A 19,064-nucleotide genomic window follows, 5' to 3' on the forward strand; every position below is an offset into this window, starting at 1 on the left:
CTCGGCGACCTCGAACTCGGGCTCACCCCACCCACCGCCACCGGAGAAGACCAGTGACCGACTACGACACCATCCTCCTCGACCGCAAAGGCCGGGTCGGGATCATCACCCTCAACCGCCCGAAAGCACTCAACGCGTTGAACACCCAGCTTCTGCGCGAAATCGTCACCGCTGTCGACGAACTCGACTCCGACAGCGGCGTCGGCGCGATCCTCATCACCGGCTCCGACCGCGCATTCGCCGCCGGCGCCGATATCAACGAAATGCACACCAAGTCGTACATGGATGTCTACCTGGGCGACTTCTTTTCGATCGGCGACCGCATCGCCGCCGCACGCAAACCCATCATCGCCGCAGTGGCGGGATACGCGCTCGGCGGCGGGTGCGAGTTGGCGATGATGTGCGACATCCTCCTCGCCGCCGATACCGCCAAGTTCGGTCAGCCCGAGATCAAACTCGGCGTCATCCCCGGCATCGGTGGCTCACAACGACTCACCCGCGCAATCGGCAAGGCGAAGGCCATGGAACTGTGCCTGACCGGCCGCAGCATGGACGCCGAGGAGGCCGAGCGGGCCGGACTCGTGTCCCGGATCGTCCCTGCCGCCAACCTGTTCGACGAAGCGCTGAAGACCGCCACCACCGTCGCCGAGATGTCACTGCCCGTCGCGATGATGGCGAAGGAAGCAGTCAACCGGGCATTCGAGACCACCCTCACCGAGGGACTCCGCTTCGAACGGCGGGTGTTCCACTCCACCTTCGCCACCGAGGACCAGAAGGAAGGCATGGCCGCGTTCGTGGAGAAGCGCACGCCGGAGTTCACACACCGCTAGACCCCGACGTTCGCCCCGCACCGGGCTCCGGTGCGGGGCGATGGTCGGAATACCGGTGTCACACCAACCGGCTTCACCGAATTCGGTCTAGTTCCGCTCCGGCGTGGAAGTAAACTCGGCAACGTGAAGGCGCCCATTGCCGACCTCGCGGACTTCGCCGCACTGGAACCATTCTTTCGGATCATCGAACAGGGTCTGGACGGACTCGTCGAGCCCGGACACTTCTTCGACCTCCTCGCAGAGGACATCACCGTCGACTACGTGATCACCGTTCCCGGGTACCCGAGGCACATCAAGGGCCGTTCCGCAGTCGCCGAGCTATACCGCCCCTACGGCACCACCATCGTTCTCGACCGCTGCTTCGATCTGACCGTCCACCACGACACGACCACCGGAGTCGTGGTGCTCGAGTACGCCTCCGAAGGCCACGCGGTCGGCACCGGGCATCGCTACGCCAACAGATACATCTCCGTACTCACACTCCGCGACGGCGAAATCGCGCACTGGCGGGACTACCTCGACCCCATCGCCGTATTCGACGCCCTCGGCTGGCCATCACACTGACCGCCCGCCCGGGCACCTTCAGGCAAAGCCCCACCGCATCTCCGTCCGGCTCAGCGACTACGAAGAACAGGAGTGTCTCGGCGATGCGGTCGAGCGGCCGCGGCAGAGCGTCACTCGGCGCAACCCGGCACTGAACGAATGCGGGCTATCCCACGACTGCAGCAGCGCGATTCGACCACTCGACGAGTCAGCGTGATGCGGCACCCGAGCGCAGCCCATCGACAATGAGGTCGAGAATCCGCGCAGCCCGAGCCTCCCCCTCGGCCGTGGGATCAATCCGCCACAACACGCTCAGCTGGAGCAGAACATCTTCGGGATCCAACCCAGCTTTGAGGACCCCGTCGGCGGCGCCTACCTCGAGGAGTTGCGCGATCGCCTCGACGAAAGGCTGGTAGTACTCGTCGTTCACGCCGCCGCTCGTGGCCGCGTGGATCACCTCCGCGAAACCGAACTTCACACGCCCGTATCGAGCAATCTCTTCGAACCACCGGCGAAGCGCCTCCAACGGTGGTGAGGACGCGAGGAGCTCAGGAACGAGGTCGATCAACTTCTCGAGCTCTTGCCGGTAGAGCGCAAGCACCAGCGACTCCCGATTCGGGAAATGCCGGTAGAGGGTGCCGATCCCGACCCCCGCCTGCTTCGCGATCGCTGTGAGGGAGACCTCGTTGCTTTCGGAGACAGCAGTGCGCGCGACATCGAGGATCCGCTCACGATTGTGCCGCGCATCGGACCGGGTCGGATTCTTGGATGACGCGTCCACATTCTCCCCTCTTCTCATTGCTAAACGGAGGCCCCTCCGATACGGTGAAATAACCGGAGGGTCCTCCGCTTCATTCTGACACACGAAGGTTGACAGCCATGACCGAGTTGGTATTGGTTACCGGCGGCAGCGGCTACGTCGCGGGCTGGTGCATCGTCGAACTACTACGCCGCGGATATGACGTGCGCACCACCGTGCGCAACCCCGGCAAGGTCAGCGAGGTGACGGCAGCGGTATCCGGTGAGATCGACGTCGATCCCGGCCGCTTGACGTTCGCCGTCGCAGACCTGACCGCCAACGACGGGTGGGATCAGGCCGTCGAAGGGGTCGACTATGTGCTCCATGTCGCCTCCCCGCTGGGTATCTCGGCTTCGGGAAGCGTAGAGACGTTGATTGCCTCGGCGCGCGGCGGCGCACTCCGGGTCCTACGCGCCTCGACGACGGCGCGGGTGCAGCGAGTAGTCATGACCTCCGCCGCGAACGCGGCGAGTCCCACCTCGTACGCAACCGAAGGCGTCACCGATGAAAGTCTGTGGACCGACCCGGACGATCCGTCGCTGATTCCCTATCGCCGATCGAAGACCCTCACCGAAAGATCAGCCTGGGACTTCGCCCGTAACCAGGGCGGCGTGACGGAGTTGACGACCGTGCTCCCGGGTGCGGTGTTCGGGCCGATCCTCACAGCCGGCAACCTCGGCTCCGTCGGGATCATCCAGCGAATGATCGCCGGTCGCATGCGCGGAGTCCCGCGGATCGGGTTCGAGATCGTCGACGTCCGTGACCTCGCGGACATCCATATCCGGGCCATGACATCACCGAAAGCGTCCGGTGAACGGTTCCTGGCAACCGGGGAATTCCGATGGATGCAGGAAATCGCCCACACCCTGCACACCGGCCTCGGCAATAAAGGGCGCGCGGTGCGCACACGAGAACTCCCAGACTTCGCAGTCCGCCTCGCCGCCCGCTACCTCGACCCCTCCGTACGAGAGATCACGCCGGCATTGGGTCGCCGAAATCGGCACAGCATCGACAAGGCCAGACGTGAACTCGGCTGGACACCACGCCCACCCGAACAGACCGTACTGGACTGCGCAAGAAGCCTTCTCGACATGGAAGTTGTCTGAACTTCCCGCCCGTCCGTCCTCCGGCATTGCGGCAGTCCACGGCATTAGTCCGCGAGCCACAGGATCACGCGCACCCGAAGTGGGCGGAGGATCCGCCGGATACGCCATCCTCGTCGCGGCGTGACGGCGCCTCACTCCCCTGCCGACTCGGCACCATCTTGATAACGCACGTCCGACAGACGAGGGACCGTCACCGAGACTTCGATACCCGCGCCCGCACTCTCGACGACGACCACCAGCGGCTCTCTCCTCTCCCTCCCTCCTCTCCCTCCTTCAATATGGGGTGTTCACCCATTAAGGGTCCATATAGCGCGCCACCATCCATCCATCCACCCTCTCCGCCGCGCTCCCTCCATCCAGCGCTCCTCTAACCACCGCCCGGCGCCGCGCCTGAACGAGCCCCATCCGCACGGCCCGCCATCCACTGACCGACCGACTGCATTCCGCCGCCGTCCACGCCCCATCCACCATCTCCGGGCCGATGCATGCGAACCGCCCGAGCGCCGTTTTGCGGTGATCCGGTCCGTTTGGCAGACATACCGGTACACGAACGGCGCTCCCTAACAGTTTCAGAAGCCGACCGCACACTGTCCGGGAGAAGCACTCGAAATCACGCGATTTCGTGGCGACACGTTGTCGAAAGTCAGGTCACCAAGTTGGTCGCCCACGCAAGCGCCCAAGCGAATCAGTACAACGAGACAGACCGGGGCAATCGTAGCTACAGACCGTGAGAGACCTTGTGCCGCAATTATAGTCGCCCGGTGCCGACCCATAGGTCCCGCGTCACGGGTCAGTCCGGCGCCGCCGCCTCCGAGGTGGTGGATCCGATGCTCCCTCGGTGCTGGTGCGCAAACTCGAGTGCTCCGATCGCGGCCCCTTGCAGCGGTGCGGTCCGACCGAGCGGGCTCATGCTCACCTCGACGTCCGAGAGCGCGGCATCGGCGATGCGTCGGCTCAGGCCCTCGGTGATGCGTGCGAATTCCGACAGCGGTCCGCCGATGACGATCCGCCCGGGGTCGATGGCGGTGGTGACGTTGACGATCGTATGCGCGAGGTCGTCGAGGATCTCGTCGGCCGCGTGGTCGGGGGCGTCGGTGTCGAGCAGGGCGCGGGCGCGGACAAGGTCGATCGACCGCCCGTCGGGGGTGCCTATGAGCGAGTGGCCGAGACGGCTCATCAACGTCTCACCGGAAGCCATTCTCAGGAAGGCTATTTCGCCGGCAGTCCCGCTGGATCCGCGGTGCAGACCACCGGAGAGGAAAAGCCCGGCACCGACACCCGCCCCCAGGTACACGTATAGGAAGTTGTCAGCACCTTGCGTGGATCCGGTCCGGCTCTCGGCGATGGTTGCCCAGTTCACGTCGTTGTCGATGATCAGCGGTTCGGCGGCGTCGATATGCAAAGCCGTGGCGAAGTCGGGGACCGATCCGGTGAAGGGTGCGTCCGGCAACTGTCGGACGGTGTGGGTCCGGGGATCGATCGGTGCTGCCACGGAGACCGCAGTAGCCAGTCGCGGCGTGCCGACGTCGGCGGTGCACTGCGCGATCAGGTCTCGGGCATCGGCAATAGCGGCGGGCAGATTCTCGTCGTCTGCCTCGATCTGACGGTCACACACCGCGGCGCCCTTGTGGTCGAGCGCCTTCACTGCCACATGCCCGCGCTCGAGCACGACTCCCAGGGAGTGTCCGTAGCGCGGGTTGACGTCGTAGAGCACCGCCGAACGCCCGCGCATTCCCGTAGCGGTCTGCCCCACCTCGACGATCAGACCGGTCGACAGCAGTCTTTGCGCGGATTCAGAAATCGTGGGTTTCGAGATCCCAGTTGACTTGGCGATTTGCGCACGCGACGAGGGCCCTTCCCGGAAGAGAGCATCGATGAAAGTGCTGTCGGTCAGCTGTGCGAGCGTACTCGGCAGCGGGGCGGCGACTGGAGTCGCTGCGCGGCGGAACGTGCCGGTTGAAGCCACCACCTGTTCACTCCTGCCACTACTCCCACTGCGGGGCCTTCCCGCACCTTGTCGATCCTACTTTAGTTAGGGCTCTTTACATGTGATTCACGTCTCGCTAGTCTAGCTTTCGTAAAGGTTGTTTACGAAAAGGGTGTGAGGTCATGAACACGCACGTTGCCGAGCGAATCGAACGAGTCCCCGAGGATGTTCCCGGCGCGATCCGCGCGGTCAAGGCGTCCCTGCGAGCGCAGATCGGCGACGTCGAGGCTGCGTTCCGTCAGGTCGAGGCGTTCATCGAGAAGGAGATCGAGGACATCCGCACCACCAAGGAGCGCGGTGAAGAAGTCTGGCCGCTCATCGACTACGACCAGATCGCGTCGAACGGGGTAACCGATACCCAGTTGCAGCAGATCCACCGCCGCGGATGCCTGGTCGTGCGTGGCCACTTCCCTGAGCAGACCGCCCGCGGCTGGGACCGCCAGCTGGTCGAGTACGTCGAGGACAACGAGTTCGACAGCAAGTACCGCGGACCGGGCGACGACTTCTTCGGCACCCTGGCCGCCTCCCGCCCGGAGATCTATCCGATCTATTGGTCCCGTCCCCAGATGGAGGCGCGTCAGCACGAGCGGATGGCAACCGTGCAGTCGTTCCTGAATCACCAGTGGAAGTTCGAGTCGGAGGGCAGCACCTGGTTCGATCCCGACCAGGACAGCATGTACCCGGACAGGATCCGTCGCCGCCCTCCGGGCACCACCTCCAAGGGTCTCGGCGCCCACACCGACTCCGGCGCGCTCGAGCGCTGGTTGCTGCCCGCTTATCAGAAGGTCTTCCGGCACGTCTTCGACGGCGACTTCGACCGCTACGACGCCTGGGACGCCGCCTACCGGACCGAGGTGAACGAGTACGCCGGGGGCTCCACGATGTGCTCGGTGTTCCGCAGCTTCCAGGGCTGGACCGCGCTGTCGGAGATGCGCAACGACCAGGGCGTGCTGTGCACCGTCCCGATCCCCGAGGCCATGGCCTACATCCTGCTGCGCGCGCTGCGCGACGACGTCCCCGACGACGAACTGTGCGACATCACCCCGCGCCGCGTGCTGCCCGTCAACGACAAGTGGCACCCGCTGCTGATGCAGGGCCTGAGCGTGATCCCGGACCTGCAGGCGGGCGATTCGGTCTGGTGGCATTGCGACGTCATCCATTCGGTGCAGCCGGTGGCGAACCAGCAGGGCTGGGGCAACGTCATGTACATCCCCGCCGCCCCCATGTGCGAGAAGAACGCTCACTACGCGACCAAGGTCGCGCAACGGTTCCTCGCCGGCGAATCCCCCGACGACTTCCCCGAAGAACACTACGAAGCGGACTGGACCGGCAGGTTCACCGAGAACGACCTCAACACCATCGGCCGCCGAGGCCTCGTTCTCGACCGCTGACCCCTCCCCTCGCCACCTTCCACCCCCCTTTTGGAGTTACCGTGCACATCCCCATTGACGCGGCAGGTTCGTCCGCGACCGAAGAAGACGGCCAGGCGTCGCGTCGCCTGGTCGGCATGGCCGCCGTCGCAGCCCTCGGCGGATTCCTGTTCGGATTCGACAGTGCGATCATTAACGGCACCGTCGACGCGATCCGCCACCAGTTCGGCCTCTCCCCCGCGGTGCTCGGCTTCGTCGTCTCATGCGCACTGCTCGGCGCCGGTGTGGGCGCCTGGTCCGCCGGAATCTGCGCCGACCGGATCGGCCGCGTCCGCACCATGGTCGTCGCCTCGGTCCTGCTCACCGTCAGCTCGATCGGCTCCGGTCTCGTCTTTGCCGTCTGGGACCTGATCGCCTGGCGGTTCCTCGGCGGCGTCGGCATCGGCTTCGCCTCCGTCATCGCCCCCGCCTACATCGCGGAAATCTCCCCGGCACGCATCCGCGGGCGCCTTGCCACGATGCAGCAGATGGCCCTGGTGATCGGCATCTTCCTCGCGCTGCTCGCCAGCGCTCTGTTCGCCCATCTCGCCGGCGGTGCCGCGAAGGAACTCTGGCTCGGACTCGATGCTTGGCGGTGGATGTTCATCTCCGCCGCGGTCCCCGCGATCGTTTACGGCGTCCTCGCGGCCCGGCTGCCCGAATCGCCCCGTTACCTGGTGAACAAGGGCCGCATCGACGAGGCCGGCCAGGTGCTGCGCGACGTGCTCGGTCTGGTCGATGCCGCCAGCACCCGCAAGATCCACGAAATCCAGCAGACCGTGAACACCGAACGCAAGCAACGCTTCTCGGACCTGCTCGGCGGCAAGTTCTACTTCCTGCCGCTGGTGTGGGTGGGCATCCTGCTCTCGGTGTTTCAGCAGTTGGTCGGTATCAACGTGATCTTCTACTACTCGACCACCCTGTGGCAGTCCGTCGGCTTCCAGGAATCGGACTCTTTCCTGATCTCGGTGATCACCGCCGTGACCAACATCGTGGCCACCGTCATTGCGATCTCGCTCATCGACAAGGTCGGACGGCGCGCCCTGCTGCTCTTCGGTGCCGGCGCGATGACTCTCTCCCTGTCCCTGATGGCGGTGGCGTTCGCGCAGGCCACCGTGGTCGACGGCGTGACGACCCTCCCGTCCAGTTGGGGCACCGTCGCCCTGATCGGCGCGAACGTGTTCGTCATCGGATTCGGCGCGAGTTGGGGCCCGGTCGTCTGGGTGCTGCTCGGCGAAATGTTCCCCAACCGCATCCGCGCCCTTGCCCTCGGCCTCGGTGCCGCGGCGCAGTGGATCGCCAACTTCGTGGTCAGCACCACCTTCCCCTCCCTCGCCGCCTTCGGTCTGCAGTACGCCTACGGGCTCTACGGCGCCTTCGCCCTGCTCGCGCTGATCTTCGTCTGGAAGATGGTGCCCGAGACCAAGGGCCGCCAACTCGAATCCATGGACGAACTCGCCGGCGAAGACGAACTGCCGACGCACCCACACCATCAGCCCACGACCACACCGGTGCACTGAGGTTCCGCCTCTCACACGCCCCTTCCCAGATACACGAAGTAAGCGCTTACCAATTACGGGTGTTCTGTGTGCCCGTCCTCGAACCCAAGGAATGACTGACACCATGGCTACCGCCACCGAATCGACAGCCTGCCACACCGCAACCCACGAGGTCCGCGCCTACGGGAACTTCATCGACGGCGCCCCGGTTCCCGCCGCCGACAGCGTGATCGAGCGACGCTCCCCCGCCGACGGCGCCCTGCTGGCGACCTACACCAACGGCACCCGGCAGGACGCCGAGCAGGCCATCCGCGCCGCCCGCACCGCGTTCGACGAGGGCTCGTGGCCGACGTTGACCGGGATGGAGCGTTCCCGGGTGCTCACCACGGCCGCCACTCTGATGCGTGCCGAGCAGGACGCACTGGCCCGGATCGAGGCCGAGGAGACCGGCAAGCCCCTTGCCCTCGCGCGGGGCGATATCGCGGCCAGCATCGAATTGTTCGAGTACGCGGCCGCCCTGGCCGCGACCGCCCATGGTGAGGCGCACACCGAGCTCGGGGAGAACTGCACCGCCCTGGTGGTGCGGGAGCCCGCAGGTGTCGTCGGGATGATCACTCCCTGGAATTTCCCGCTGCTGCAGGTAGCGCAGAAGTTGCCGTTCGCGTTGGCCGCCGGGTGCACCGCGGTCATCAAGCCCTCCGAGTTCACCTCCGGCACCACCCTCGAGCTGGCCCGGATCGTCGCGGCGGCCGGCGTGCCGGCGGGCGCGGTCAACGTCGTCACCGGGGAGGGCGGCACCGTCGGCGCCGCGTTCTCCGATAGCGACCTGATCGACCTGCTGTCCTTCACCGGCAGCACCGCCACCGGCCGCAAGATCACCGAGGCCTCCGCCGGCAGCATCAAGCGACTGTCGATGGAACTCGGCGGCAAGGCCGCGAGCATCGTCTACGAGGACGCCGACCTCGACGACGCCCTCGACGGAGTGCTCTTCGGGGTGCTGTTCAACCAGGGCGAATGCTGCGTCTCCGGGGCTCGGCTGCTGGTGCACGAGTCCATCGCCGACGACTTCGTCGCCCGCGTGGTCGAGGGGATCGGGAAAGTCATCGTCGGCGCACCCACCGACGAACGAAGTGAGGTCGGGCCGATGATCCACGCGGGCCACCTCGACAAGGTGCTCGGCTGCGTCGACACCGCAGTGGCGGACGGCGCGACCCTGCTGGCCGGCGGCACCCGCCTCAGCGGCCCCGGGTTCGAGCACGGCAACTTCGTTGCCCCCACCGTCCTGGACAACGTCACCGCCACCGCAGCGGTGTTCACCGAAGAAATCTTCGGCCCCGTCCTCACCGTTACCCGCTTCTCCGACGTCGACGAGGCCATCACCCTGGCCAACGCCACCGAATACGGTCTGGCCGGCTCGATCTGGACCAAGAACATCGACAAGGCGCTGACCACCGCCCGGCGCATGCGCAGTGGACGGGTCTGGGTCAACACCACCATCGACGGGGCACCCGCCCTGCCCGCCGGTGGAATGAAGCAGAGCGGCTACGGCCGGGAGATGGGCCAGGCCGGCTTCGACGAGTTCACCGAACTCAAGACCATCCAGATCCGCACCGGATCCCGCACCCCGGCCTTCCCGAACTGGACCCGGTAACGCCCGACGCGGCGGCGGACCGAAACCCGCCGCACCCCCGATTCCGACCACCGACATGCACAGACACCCACCCCGGGTGCGCTCGATCAGAGGAGAACCCAGTGGACACCACCGATGTCTACGACTACGTCATCACCGGCGCCGGCACCGCAGGCTGCGTCCTGGCCGCCCGCCTCACCGAGGATCCACAGGTCACGGTGCTGCTGCTCGAAGCCGGACGCGGCGACCGGCACCCCTTCATCCACGTTCCGGCGGGCTTCGCGAAACTGACCGGCAGCAAGTACGACTGGGGCCACACCAGCGTCCCGCAGAAGCACTGCCACGACCGGATCATCCCTCTAGCCCAGGGCAAAGTCCTCGGCGGAGGCGGCTCGATCAACGCCCAGGTCTTCACCCGCGGCGCCCACGAGGACTACGACGAGTGGGCCGCGAAATTCGGCTGCGACGGCTGGTCCTACGAGGAGATCAAGAAGTACTTCCTGCGCGCCGAATGCAACGAGCGACTCTCCGCCCCGCACCACGGCACCGACGGCCCGATCGGGGTCTCCGACCTGGTCAACCCGCACCCACTGAGCAAGGCATGGGTCCAGGCCGGACAGGAATACGGGCTGCCCTACAACAGCGACTTCAACGGTGACAGCCAATTCGGGGTCGGCTACTACCAGACCACCACCAAGAACGGACGCCGCTGCAGCGCCGCCGTCGGCTACCTCGGCCCGGCCCGGGGGCGCCCCAACCTCACCATCAAAACTCGCGTCACCGCCGCCCGGATCGTCCTCGACGGCACCCGCGCCACCGGCGTCGAATACCTCGAGGGCGGCATCCGCAAGATCGCCAAGACCACCCGGGAAGTGCTCGTCACCAGCGGCGCCTACGGATCACCGAAACTGCTGCAGCTCTCCGGCATCGGCAACGGCAACGACCTGACCGCCGCCGGCGTACCGGTCCGGCACGAGTTGGCCGGGGTCGGGCGTAATCTGCACGATCACTGCGACCTCGACATCATCTACGAGCTCCGCGAGTACCAGAGCATGGACCGGCTCAACCAGATTCGCCCGGGCACCGCCAAGGCGGGCCTCGAGTACCTCGCCTTCCGGAAGGGCCCGCTCGCCTCCACGATCGTCGAGGGCGGCGCGTTCTCGTTCGGCAAGGCCAAGGAATCGATTCCGGACCTGCAGTTCCACTTCCTGCCGGCCGCCGGCGTCGAGCAGGGCATCGCCGCCATGCGACCCGGCTACGGCGCCACGTTGAACTCGTACTTCGTGCGCCCGCAGAGCCGCGGCTCGGTGCGGCTGGCCTCGGCAGACCCAACCGTGCATCCGCTGGTGGACCCGAACTTCCTCGCCACCGACTTCGACGTCGAAGCAAGCATCGAGGGCGTCAAGCAGTCCCGCGAGATCATGAGCCAGCCGTCGATGGCCAAGCACATCAAGGCCGAACACCTCGCCGGCGGGAAGGCGTTGCGCACCAAGGACGACTACGTGGACTTCGTCCGCTCCCACGGGCGCACCTCCTACCACCCGGTGGGCACCTGCGCGATGGGCACCGACCGGAACGCCGTGGTCGGACCGGACCTGAAGGTGCACGGACTCGAGGGACTGCGCGTGGCGGACTCATCGGTCATGCCGCGACTGGTCAGCTCCAACACCCAATTCCCCACCATCATGATCGCGGAGAAGGCCGCAGACATGATCACGGGCGGCTGAGGCAACACCCGCCGCAGCCAACCCTTACCGGCCGAGCCGGGGTCGCACCGTCGACCCCGGCTTTCGTCGTGTCCGGCTTTTGAGCACGGCACGGACACAGTCTCCTTTAGATCGATCCAGTACAATTTGTGCAGTTCATGCCATTTCCCCGGATTGGAGTTCCACTCAAGTCAGTGAGGTGGGAAAACAGCTATTGGATCGATCCAGGAATATGCTGTATCGTCTGTATCGCAGGTCACACAGACACGAGAAAGGGGTCGAGGCCATGGGGCGAGTCACCCTCTCCGACGTCAGCCGCCACGCTGGCGTGTCCCGGTCCACTGCGTCCCTCGTCCTCAACGACAGCCCGAGTGTGGCACCGGAAACCACCCGCCGCGTGCGTGAGGCGATGAAGGCCCTCGGATACGTCTACAACCGGCACGCGGCGATGCTCCGCAACCCACGGTCGATGACCCTCGGCCTGGTAGTGACCGAGGTACAGAACCCCTACTTCGCCGAACTGGCTATGACCCTCGAGGACGTCGCGGACCGCGCCAATTACGCGGTGTTCATCGGCTACAGCCGCGACGACCCGGCCCGCCAACGGCGACTGCTCGATCGGCTCGTCGAGCGCAGCATCGACGGGTTGATCCTGCTCCCCGCCGGTGATACTCAGGCCTCGGAGATCGACGACCTGCTCGCGTCGAGCGGGATCCCACTGGTACTGCTGGCCCGGCACTTCGATCTCAGCCACGACTACGTCGGTGCCGACAACGTCGAAGCCGGACGGCTGCTCGGCCAGCACCTGCGTTCAATGGGCGCGCGGACGGTGGCCATGGTCGGCGGCCCCCAGCACACCTCCGCCCGCCGCGAACGTGAGCAGGGCTTCCTGGCCGCGATCGACGGATCCGACATGACCATGTACCCCACGGACGGACTGTTCGGGGAAGCCACCCCGGACGGCGGCGCCGACGCCACCCGCCGACTGCTCGACCGCGGCGAGATCCCCGACGCGATCGTGGCCTACAGCGACATCGTCGCCGTCGGCGTCTACGCCGAACTGACCCGCCGCGGACTCGAACCCGGCCGCGACATCGCCGTCGGCGGCTTCGACGACATCGCCGGATCCGCCCACCGCACACCGCCGCTGACCACCGTCGCCACCTTCCCCACCAAGATCGGGGAGAAGTGCGGCGAACTGATCCTCGAACGCCTCGGCCAGTCACTGCCCTCGGACGGCGATGCTGCCGCCACTCCGTACACTCACCAGCTCGTCGAGCCCGCGCTACGAGTGCGAGCCTCCACCGCCGCCTGGCGGCCCCGCCGCCCATAGCTGTACCTCCCCCGCTAACCGCCCGACCGAGCATTCTCGACCTGTAACCAACAAGTAAGCGCTTACACCGCTAGGAGCCGTCACGATGCACACCCCCCGCGTACTCACCGCCCGCCAGGCCGCCGACCTCGTCCGCGACGGCGACGTCGTCACCGTCAGCTCCTCGTCCGGGCTGGGCTGCCCGGACGAGGTGCTCGCCGGCCTCGGACAGCGCTACGAGGAGACCCGGTCCCCGAAGAATCTGACCAGTGTGCACCCGATCGCGGCCGGCGACATGTGGGGTATCAAGGGCATCGATCACATCGCCCGGCCCGGCCTGCTGTCCCGAGTGGTGGCCGGTTCGTATCCATCCGGTCCCTCCTCGGCGGAGCCGCCCCGGATCTGGCAGATGATCGAGAACAACGAGGTCGAGGCTTACAACTTCCCCTCCGGTGTGCTGTATCAGCTGCACCGCGCGGCCGCGGCCAAACAACCCGGCGTGCTCTCCAAGGTCGGCCTCGACACCTTCGTCGACCCCCGGATCAGTGCCGGCCGGATGAACACCATCACCCCCGAAGCCTTCGTGCGAGTGCACGAGCTCGACGGTCAGGAATGGCTGTTCTACGACGCCCTCGTTCCGGATGTGGCGATCATCCGCGCCACCACCGCCGACAACCACGGCAACCTGACATTCGAGGAAGAGGCGTCCCCGCTCGGTGCCCTCGACCTGGCCTACGCCGCCCACAACAACGGCGGCGTCGTCATCGCGCAGGTCAAGTACCTGGCCGAGGGTGGCAGCTTGAGCCCACAGGCAGTGCAGGTCCCGGGCATCCTCGTCGACGCCCTCGTGCTGGCCCCGGATCAGCTGCAGACCACCCAAACCCAGTACGACCCAGCCATCTCCGGCGAGTTGCGCCGCCCGTTGAGCACCCTCGAGCCGGTGCCGTTCACCCTCGAGAAAATCATGGCCCGCAGGGCCGCGGCCGAACTGCAGTCCGGGGAGATCGCCAACCTCGGTTTCGGGGTCTCGGCGCTGGTGCCGCAAGTGCTGGTCGAGGAAGGGCTCGCGAACGCGGTGTCCTGGGTGATCGAGCAGGGCCCGGTCGGCGGTGTCCCGTTGCTGGACTTCGTCTTCGGTGTCGCTCAGAACCCGGACGCGATCATGCAGAGCTCGGACCAGTTCACCCTGCTGCAGGGTGGTGGCTTCGAGCACTCGCTGCTCTCGTTCCTCGAGATCGACCGGCACGGCAACGTCAACGTGCACAGCCTCCCCAAGCGCCGGCACGTCACCGCCGGCGTCGGCGGGTTCGCCGACATCACTTCCGCTGCACCGTCGATCGTGTTCGTCGGTTCCTTCACCGCCGGTCGCCGCGACATCGGAATCGAGGACGGTGCCCTGCAGATCCGTGCCGATGGCCCGCACACCAAGTTCGTGAACGAGGTCGACTCCCCCACCTTCTCCGGCAAGCGCGCCCTGGCCAATGGGCAGAAGGTTCTCTACGTCACCGAGCGGGCCGTGCTCGAACTGCGCCCGGAGGGGTTGACTGTCGTCGAGATCGCCCCCGGTGTGGACCTGCAGCGTGACGTGCTCGGCAAGTCCGAGTTCGAGCTGCTCGTCGACCCGAATCTGACGACCATGTCCGCCGAGCTTTTTCTTCCCCAGCTTCAGAACCTGACCCTGTCCACGCTGCCCGAGCACCCGCGGATGCAGGCGGTGCAGGCATGACCGCAACCACCCCGACCGAGGAGCACCGCATGAACTCCACCGACGTCCAGGCCGACACGGGCCGGATCGCCGTCAGCTACACCCACGAGGGCCGGGTGGCGACGGTGTTGATCGACCGCCCCCGTAAGCTCAACGCCCTCACCCTCGAACTCCTCGACGACCTCCATGTCGAACTGCGGGCCGTCGAGAACTCCGACGCCCAGCTGGTGTTGCTGAAAACCGCCGGCGAGAAGGCGTTCTGCGTCGGCGCCGACATCACCCAATTCGCCGACTTCACCCCCGTCCAGATGTGGAAACGCTGGATCGCCGAAGGGCACCGGGTGTTCAACTTCCTCGCCCAGTTGCGACAGCCGACGATCGCGGTCGTCGACGGGATCGCTGTCGGCGGCGGACTGGAACTCGCCCTGGCCTGCGACCTGCGGGTCGGTGGCCCCGGCGCCCGTCTCGGGCTGCCCGAAACCAGCCTCGGCACCATCCCTGGCTGGGGCGGCACCGAGCGGCTGACCAACGTGATCGGCGCCGCTCGGGCCAAGGAGCTCATCTTCACCCGCAGGCAACTCGACGCCGAGACCGCGCTGGCATGGGGGCTGCTCACCGCGGTCGCCGACCGCGACGGCATCGACTCGGCAACCACCGAGCTCGTCGACCGCATCCTCGAAGGCTCTCCCGCCGCGGTACAGGTGAGCAAGCAGCTCGTCGACGCGGCCGCTGTCGGCGCACCGTCCGCCATCCTCGAAGCCCTCGCCAGCGGCTTCACCGCCTCGACCCACGATTTCGCGATCGGCGTCACCGCCTTCCGGAACAAGACCACACCCATCTTCACCAACTCGTAGGCCCCTCGCGCCTTCTCGATACACAGCGAACCCTCTTCAGGATTGGCAGACCATGACCCTCGATCCACAGTCACTGTCCACGGCGGATCCCGCAACCGATACGGTCATCCCGGTGGTCACCACGAAGGACCTCCGCAAAGCAGCGTGGGGCGCATCAGTGGGAAGCGCCCTCGAGTACTACGACTTCGCCCTCTACAGCCTCGCGTCCGCGCTGGTGTTCGGGCCGCTGTTCTTCCCGAGTGAAAACGCCTCGACCGGACTGGTCCTCAGTTTCGCCACCTACTTCATCGGCTTCGCCGTCCGCCCGCTCGGCGGCGTGTTCTTCGGCCGGCTCGGTGACCGACTGGGCCGCAAGTTCGTACTGATGGCCACCATCATCATGATGGGTGCGGCCAGCACCTGCATCGGCCTGTTGCCGACCTACCACGGCAGCGAAGGCGACTGGTACTCCGGCGGAGTCGGCATGCTCGCCCCGGCCCTGTTGATCCTGCTGCGTATCGTCCAGGGGCTCGGTGCCGGCGCGGAGATGGCCGGCGCTTCCATCTTGATGACGGAGTACTCGCCGTCGAAGAAGCGCGGCTTCTACGCCTCGCTGCCGTTCCTCGGTGTGCAGGTCGGCACCGTCACCGCGGCCCTGGTCTACTTCCTCGTCTACCGCGGCCACAGCGAGATCACCGACACCTGGCTCTGGCGGGTGCCGTTCCTGGCCAGCGTCGTCATCCTCGGCGTCGCGATGTACCTGCGGGTCAACCTGAAAGAGTCACCGACCTTCAAGAAGCTCGAGGTCCGCGACCAGATCGCCGAACGGCCGCTGCACAACCTGCTCGAGCATTCTCGCCCGTCCCTGCTGCGCGGCATCGGCCTTCGCCTGGCCGAAAACGGCTCGTCCTCGATGTACCAGGCCCTCGCGGTCGCCTACGTCACCAGCGCCGCCGTCGGCATCAAGGGCCCCATCGGTGCCCTCTCCCTGGTGTTCGCCGCCTCCCTCGGCGCGATCGTGATCCCGATCGCCGGCAAGCTCTCCGACCGGTTCGGCCGGGTCAAGACCTACCGCGCCTTCGCCTACTTCCAGCTGGTCTCCGCGTTCCCGATCTGGTGGGCACTGTCCCAGGGCAGCGTGGTGCTGACCATCGTCGTCATCTCCCTGGCGCTCGGGATCGGGACCTGGGGGATGTTCGGCTCGCAGAGCGCGTTCATGTGCGAGCTGTTCGGCTCCCGCCAGCGTTACCTCGGCGTCTCCGTGGCCCGGGAAGTCTCCGCGGTGCTCTCCGGCGGCATCGCCCCACTGATCGGGGCCTGGATCATCGCGGCGGTCGTCGCCTCCGACGGCGGCCCGGACGTCCCCGGCGCCGGACTGGGATCGTGGGTGTTCATCGCCGGATACCTGTGCCTCCTGACCCTCATCACGATCGGCACCACCTACATCACCCCCGACCCGATCAACCGCGATCTGGACGACCCACGCGACGCCATCACCGCCGCCCGCAGCTGAATCAGCCACGAACCGACGACAATCACAAAAAGACCTATACCGGCCAGGGGACAGCATCGCTGCCACTGGCCGGCATTGGTCTTTCACCGCCGCCATCGACAGACGAAAGACGGTTCGACGAGATGCGAGACGACACGAATTCTCCACTGCGAGCGGTGCTGTGGGACATGGACGGCACCCTCGTCGACACCGAGCCACACTGGATGCAGGCCCAGCGGCGACTGGCATCGGAGCACGGCGTGGAGTGGACCGACGCCGACGCCCGTTCCACCGTCGGCCAGCCGATGACGGTCTCCGCGGGCACGCTGCAGCACCGTGGCATCGACCTGCCGGTCGCGACGATCGTCGACATGCTGGTCGATGACGTCGCCACCGTCATCAGCCGTGAGGTCCCCTGGCTGCCCGGGGCGCAGCGCCTACTCGGCGAGCTCGCGGAGGCAGGTATTGCCTGCGGGCTGGTCACCATGGCCTACAGTCCGGTCGCACGCCGGGTCGCGGCGGCCGCACCCGGTAACGTCTTCAGCACCGTGGTCGCCGGGGACGATGTCGAGCGGGGGAAGCCATACCCCGACCCGTACCTGCAGGCGGCCGCCGCGCTCGGAGTTCGCGCCGAGGATTGTGTGGCGATCGAGGATTCGCTCAACGGAACGCTCAGCGCCGAATCAGCGGGAATGCCGGTCCTGGTCGTGCCCGGCATCGTCTCCGTACCGGCCGCACCCGGGCGTCATTTCACCTCGTCGCTGGCCGAGGTCACCGTCGAGCTACTACGCGCCGTGCACGTCACCACCCATCAGCATGTCAGGCCACGAGGGCCTGACCAGTGAGGATGCGCCCCCGAGTCGTCATCTGCCGTTCGCAAAGGTATCCTTTGTAAACGCTTCCATTCCGGTGGACTGTCGACTCCCTCACCGAGGGTCGCAATCAGGACGAGAGATACAGAGGACCCGATGGCCGAACAGACCCGAGCATCGGTGGCCCGTCGGCCGACGATCACCACCGTCGCGAAGGCCGCGGGAGTGTCGATCGCGACCGTCTCTCGCGTGATGAGTGGAAGTTCGGCGGTGACACCGGATTTGGCCGCTCGCGTGCAGAAGGTCGCCGAGGAGTTGTCCTACCGGCCCAGCAGTGCCGCTCGAGGTCTCGTCCTCGGATCGCTGCGGAACATGGGCGTGATCCTGCCGGATCTGGCGAATGCCTACTTCTTCGATGTGGTCAAGCAGATGCACCACGGTGCCAACGCCGACGGGTACCGGATGCTCGTCGCCGACTACTCCGGTGCCGCCGCGGAGGAATACGCGACCGCGCTGGATCTGCTCGGTCAGGTCGATGGGCTGATTCTCTTGTCGTCGCGCATTCCGACGGCAGGGTTGAAGGAACTTGCCCGGCAGTCGACTCCGGTGGTGCTGGTGAATCGGATCGAACTCGGGGTGGATATCCCCATGGTGGCGATCGATAACTTCACCCCGATGATGGAACTGTGCGGGCATCTGGCGCAACTCGGTCACCGCCGGGTCGCGTACATCGCCGGCTCCGAGTTGTCGTGGCAGAACCGCGAGCGCTGGCGCGGAATCGAGATGGCGAAGGTCTTCGGGATCGAGGCCGTCAAGATTGCCTCGGACGGCACCATCGAGGGCAGCTTCGAGGCGATCGAGCAGGCGCTCACCCATGAGCCGACCGCACTGATCTGCTTCAACGACCTCTCCGCACTCGGGGCGATCTCGAAGTTACGTGAACTCGGACTTCGGGTGCCAGAAGACATCTCGGTCACCGGGTTCGACGACATCGCGATCGCTCGTCACATCGACCCGCGCCTGACCACCGTGGTCAGCCCGAAGTCCCAACTCGGCGACCAGGCGTGGGCGTTGATGCATGCGGCCTTGGAGCGCAATCCCAGCGCGGCGCCGCCGCTGCTGGCCGTCGAGTTGGTCGTGCGGGATTCGACCGGGCCCGCGAAATGACCCCAACGAGACGATAGGCACCACTCCCGCTGCGTCGAGGACCCTGGAATACCTCCGACGTCAGATGCGTACGAGCCCCTCAGTGGCGGCGCGGATCGCCTCCTTCGGGTCTGCGGCCCACCAGCGGTCGCTGAGGATCTCGACCTCCACGAGCCCCGAGTAGCCGCCGGCGTTCCGGCAGTCGGCGACGAATCCGGTCATGTCGATGCACCCTTCGCCGGGCATGCCGCGGCT

15 protein-coding genes are annotated in these 19,064 nt (G+C 66.4%); 13 read left to right on the forward strand and 2 right to left on the reverse strand.

The genetic code is table 11. From position 1 onward, the window contains the following. The first annotated feature begins 53 nt into the window (after nt 1-53). On the forward strand, nt 54-830 hold the full coding sequence (locus tag AZG88_RS39525) for an enoyl-CoA hydratase (protein WP_061700752.1): 777 nt from the start codon (nt 54-56) through the stop codon (nt 828-830). A 123-nt stretch (nt 831-953) separates the two neighbouring features. After that, the gene (locus tag AZG88_RS39530) at nt 954-1,394 is read left to right on the forward strand and encodes a nuclear transport factor 2 family protein (RefSeq protein WP_061700753.1); all 441 of its coding nucleotides are present in this window, start codon (nt 954-956) and stop codon (nt 1,392-1,394) included. Between the two features lie 187 nt (nt 1,395-1,581). Here the strand turns inward: AZG88_RS39530 and AZG88_RS39535 are convergent, their stop codons facing one another. Next, nucleotides 1,582-2,154: a TetR/AcrR family transcriptional regulator gene (locus tag AZG88_RS39535; RefSeq protein WP_082764837.1), complete on the reverse strand. Its 573-nt coding sequence runs from the start codon at nt 2,152-2,154 to the stop codon at nt 1,582-1,584. Between the two features lie 98 nt (nt 2,155-2,252). On the opposite strand from AZG88_RS39535, the gene AZG88_RS39540 reads away from it, so the two are divergent. Beyond that, nucleotides 2,253-3,278, forward strand: coding sequence for an NAD-dependent epimerase/dehydratase family protein (locus tag AZG88_RS39540; protein ID WP_061700754.1), 1,026 nt, complete (start codon nt 2,253-2,255; stop codon nt 3,276-3,278). A 790-nt stretch (nt 3,279-4,068) separates the two neighbouring features. On the opposite strand, the gene AZG88_RS39545 is transcribed toward AZG88_RS39540, so the two are convergent. Next, on the reverse strand, nt 4,069-5,247 hold the full coding sequence (locus AZG88_RS39545; RefSeq protein ID WP_061700755.1) for an ROK family transcriptional regulator: 1,179 nt from the start codon (nt 5,245-5,247) through the stop codon (nt 4,069-4,071). 140 nt (nt 5,248-5,387) lie between these two features. On the opposite strand from AZG88_RS39545, the gene AZG88_RS39550 reads away from it, so the two are divergent. The 10 genes from AZG88_RS39550 to AZG88_RS39595 all read left to right on the forward strand — a co-directional run bounded on the left by AZG88_RS39550 (nt 5,388) and on the right by AZG88_RS39595 (nt 18,830). Continuing rightward, complete coding sequence (locus tag AZG88_RS39550) at nt 5,388-6,656, forward strand: DUF1479 domain-containing protein (protein WP_061700756.1); 1,269 nt, start codon at nt 5,388-5,390, stop codon at nt 6,654-6,656. Nucleotides 6,657-6,697: 41 nt separating this feature from the next. After that, nucleotides 6,698-8,194: a sugar porter family MFS transporter gene (locus AZG88_RS39555; RefSeq protein ID WP_061700757.1), complete on the forward strand. Its 1,497-nt coding sequence runs from the start codon at nt 6,698-6,700 to the stop codon at nt 8,192-8,194. A gap of 103 nt (nt 8,195-8,297) precedes the next feature. Continuing rightward, entirely contained in the window at nt 8,298-9,824 is a 1,527-nt protein-coding gene (locus AZG88_RS39560) for an aldehyde dehydrogenase family protein (protein WP_061700762.1), read from the forward strand. Between the two features lie 101 nt (nt 9,825-9,925). Next, a complete protein-coding gene (locus AZG88_RS39565; RefSeq protein ID WP_061700758.1) occupies nt 9,926-11,530 on the forward strand; it encodes a GMC family oxidoreductase in 1,605 nt (534 codons plus the stop codon). Nucleotides 11,531-11,795: 265 nt separating this feature from the next. After that, nucleotides 11,796-12,842, forward strand: a complete 1,047-nt coding sequence (locus tag AZG88_RS39570) for a LacI family DNA-binding transcriptional regulator (protein WP_061700759.1) — start codon at nt 11,796-11,798, stop codon at nt 12,840-12,842. Between the two features lie 85 nt (nt 12,843-12,927). After that, nucleotides 12,928-14,547, forward strand: a complete 1,620-nt coding sequence (locus AZG88_RS39575) for an acyl CoA:acetate/3-ketoacid CoA transferase (protein WP_061700760.1) — start codon at nt 12,928-12,930, stop codon at nt 14,545-14,547. Beyond that, the gene (locus AZG88_RS39580) at nt 14,544-15,380 is read left to right on the forward strand and encodes an enoyl-CoA hydratase/isomerase family protein (RefSeq protein WP_231914356.1); all 837 of its coding nucleotides are present in this window, start codon (nt 14,544-14,546) and stop codon (nt 15,378-15,380) included. The genes AZG88_RS39575 and AZG88_RS39580 overlap by 4 nt, the downstream gene beginning before the upstream one ends. Nucleotides 15,381-15,432: 52 nt before the next feature. Further along, complete coding sequence (locus tag AZG88_RS39585; protein ID WP_082833581.1) at nt 15,433-16,872, forward strand: MFS transporter; 1,440 nt, start codon at nt 15,433-15,435, stop codon at nt 16,870-16,872. Nucleotides 16,873-16,994: 122 nt separating this feature from the next. Then, nucleotides 16,995-17,696 (forward strand): HAD family hydrolase, encoded by a 702-nt coding sequence (locus AZG88_RS39590; protein ID WP_005241230.1) that lies wholly within the window; start codon nt 16,995-16,997, stop codon nt 17,694-17,696. A gap of 123 nt (nt 17,697-17,819) precedes the next feature. Continuing rightward, entirely contained in the window at nt 17,820-18,830 is a 1,011-nt protein-coding gene (locus AZG88_RS39595; protein ID WP_061700761.1) for a LacI family DNA-binding transcriptional regulator, read from the forward strand. The last annotated feature ends 234 nt before the right edge of the window (nt 18,831-19,064 follow it).

This window comes from Rhodococcus sp. LB1, assembly GCF_001583455.1.
Lineage (GTDB): Bacteria > Actinomycetota > Actinomycetes > Mycobacteriales > Mycobacteriaceae > Rhodococcus_F > Rhodococcus_F opacus.

Excerpts from the sequence above, each read along its gene's own strand:
- AZG88_RS39580 (WP_231914356.1), top strand. The coding sequence starts at position 14,544 with ATGACCGCAACCACCCCGACCGAGGAGCACCGCATGAACTCCACCGAC.
- AZG88_RS39590 (WP_005241230.1), top strand. The coding sequence starts at position 16,995 with ATGCGAGACGACACGAATTCTCCACTGCGAGCGGTGCTGTGGGACATG.
- AZG88_RS39560 (WP_061700762.1), top strand. The coding sequence starts at position 8,298 with ATGGCTACCGCCACCGAATCGACAGCCTGCCACACCGCAACCCACGAG.
- AZG88_RS39570 (WP_061700759.1), top strand. The coding sequence starts at position 11,796 with ATGGGGCGAGTCACCCTCTCCGACGTCAGCCGCCACGCTGGCGTGTCC.
- AZG88_RS39540 (WP_061700754.1), top strand. The coding sequence starts at position 2,253 with ATGACCGAGTTGGTATTGGTTACCGGCGGCAGCGGCTACGTCGCGGGC.
- AZG88_RS39595 (WP_061700761.1), top strand. The coding sequence starts at position 17,820 with ATGGCCGAACAGACCCGAGCATCGGTGGCCCGTCGGCCGACGATCACC.
- AZG88_RS39585 (WP_082833581.1), top strand. The coding sequence starts at position 15,433 with ATGACCCTCGATCCACAGTCACTGTCCACGGCGGATCCCGCAACCGAT.
- AZG88_RS39550 (WP_061700756.1), top strand. The coding sequence starts at position 5,388 with ATGAACACGCACGTTGCCGAGCGAATCGAACGAGTCCCCGAGGATGTT.
- AZG88_RS39575 (WP_061700760.1), top strand. The coding sequence starts at position 12,928 with ATGCACACCCCCCGCGTACTCACCGCCCGCCAGGCCGCCGACCTCGTC.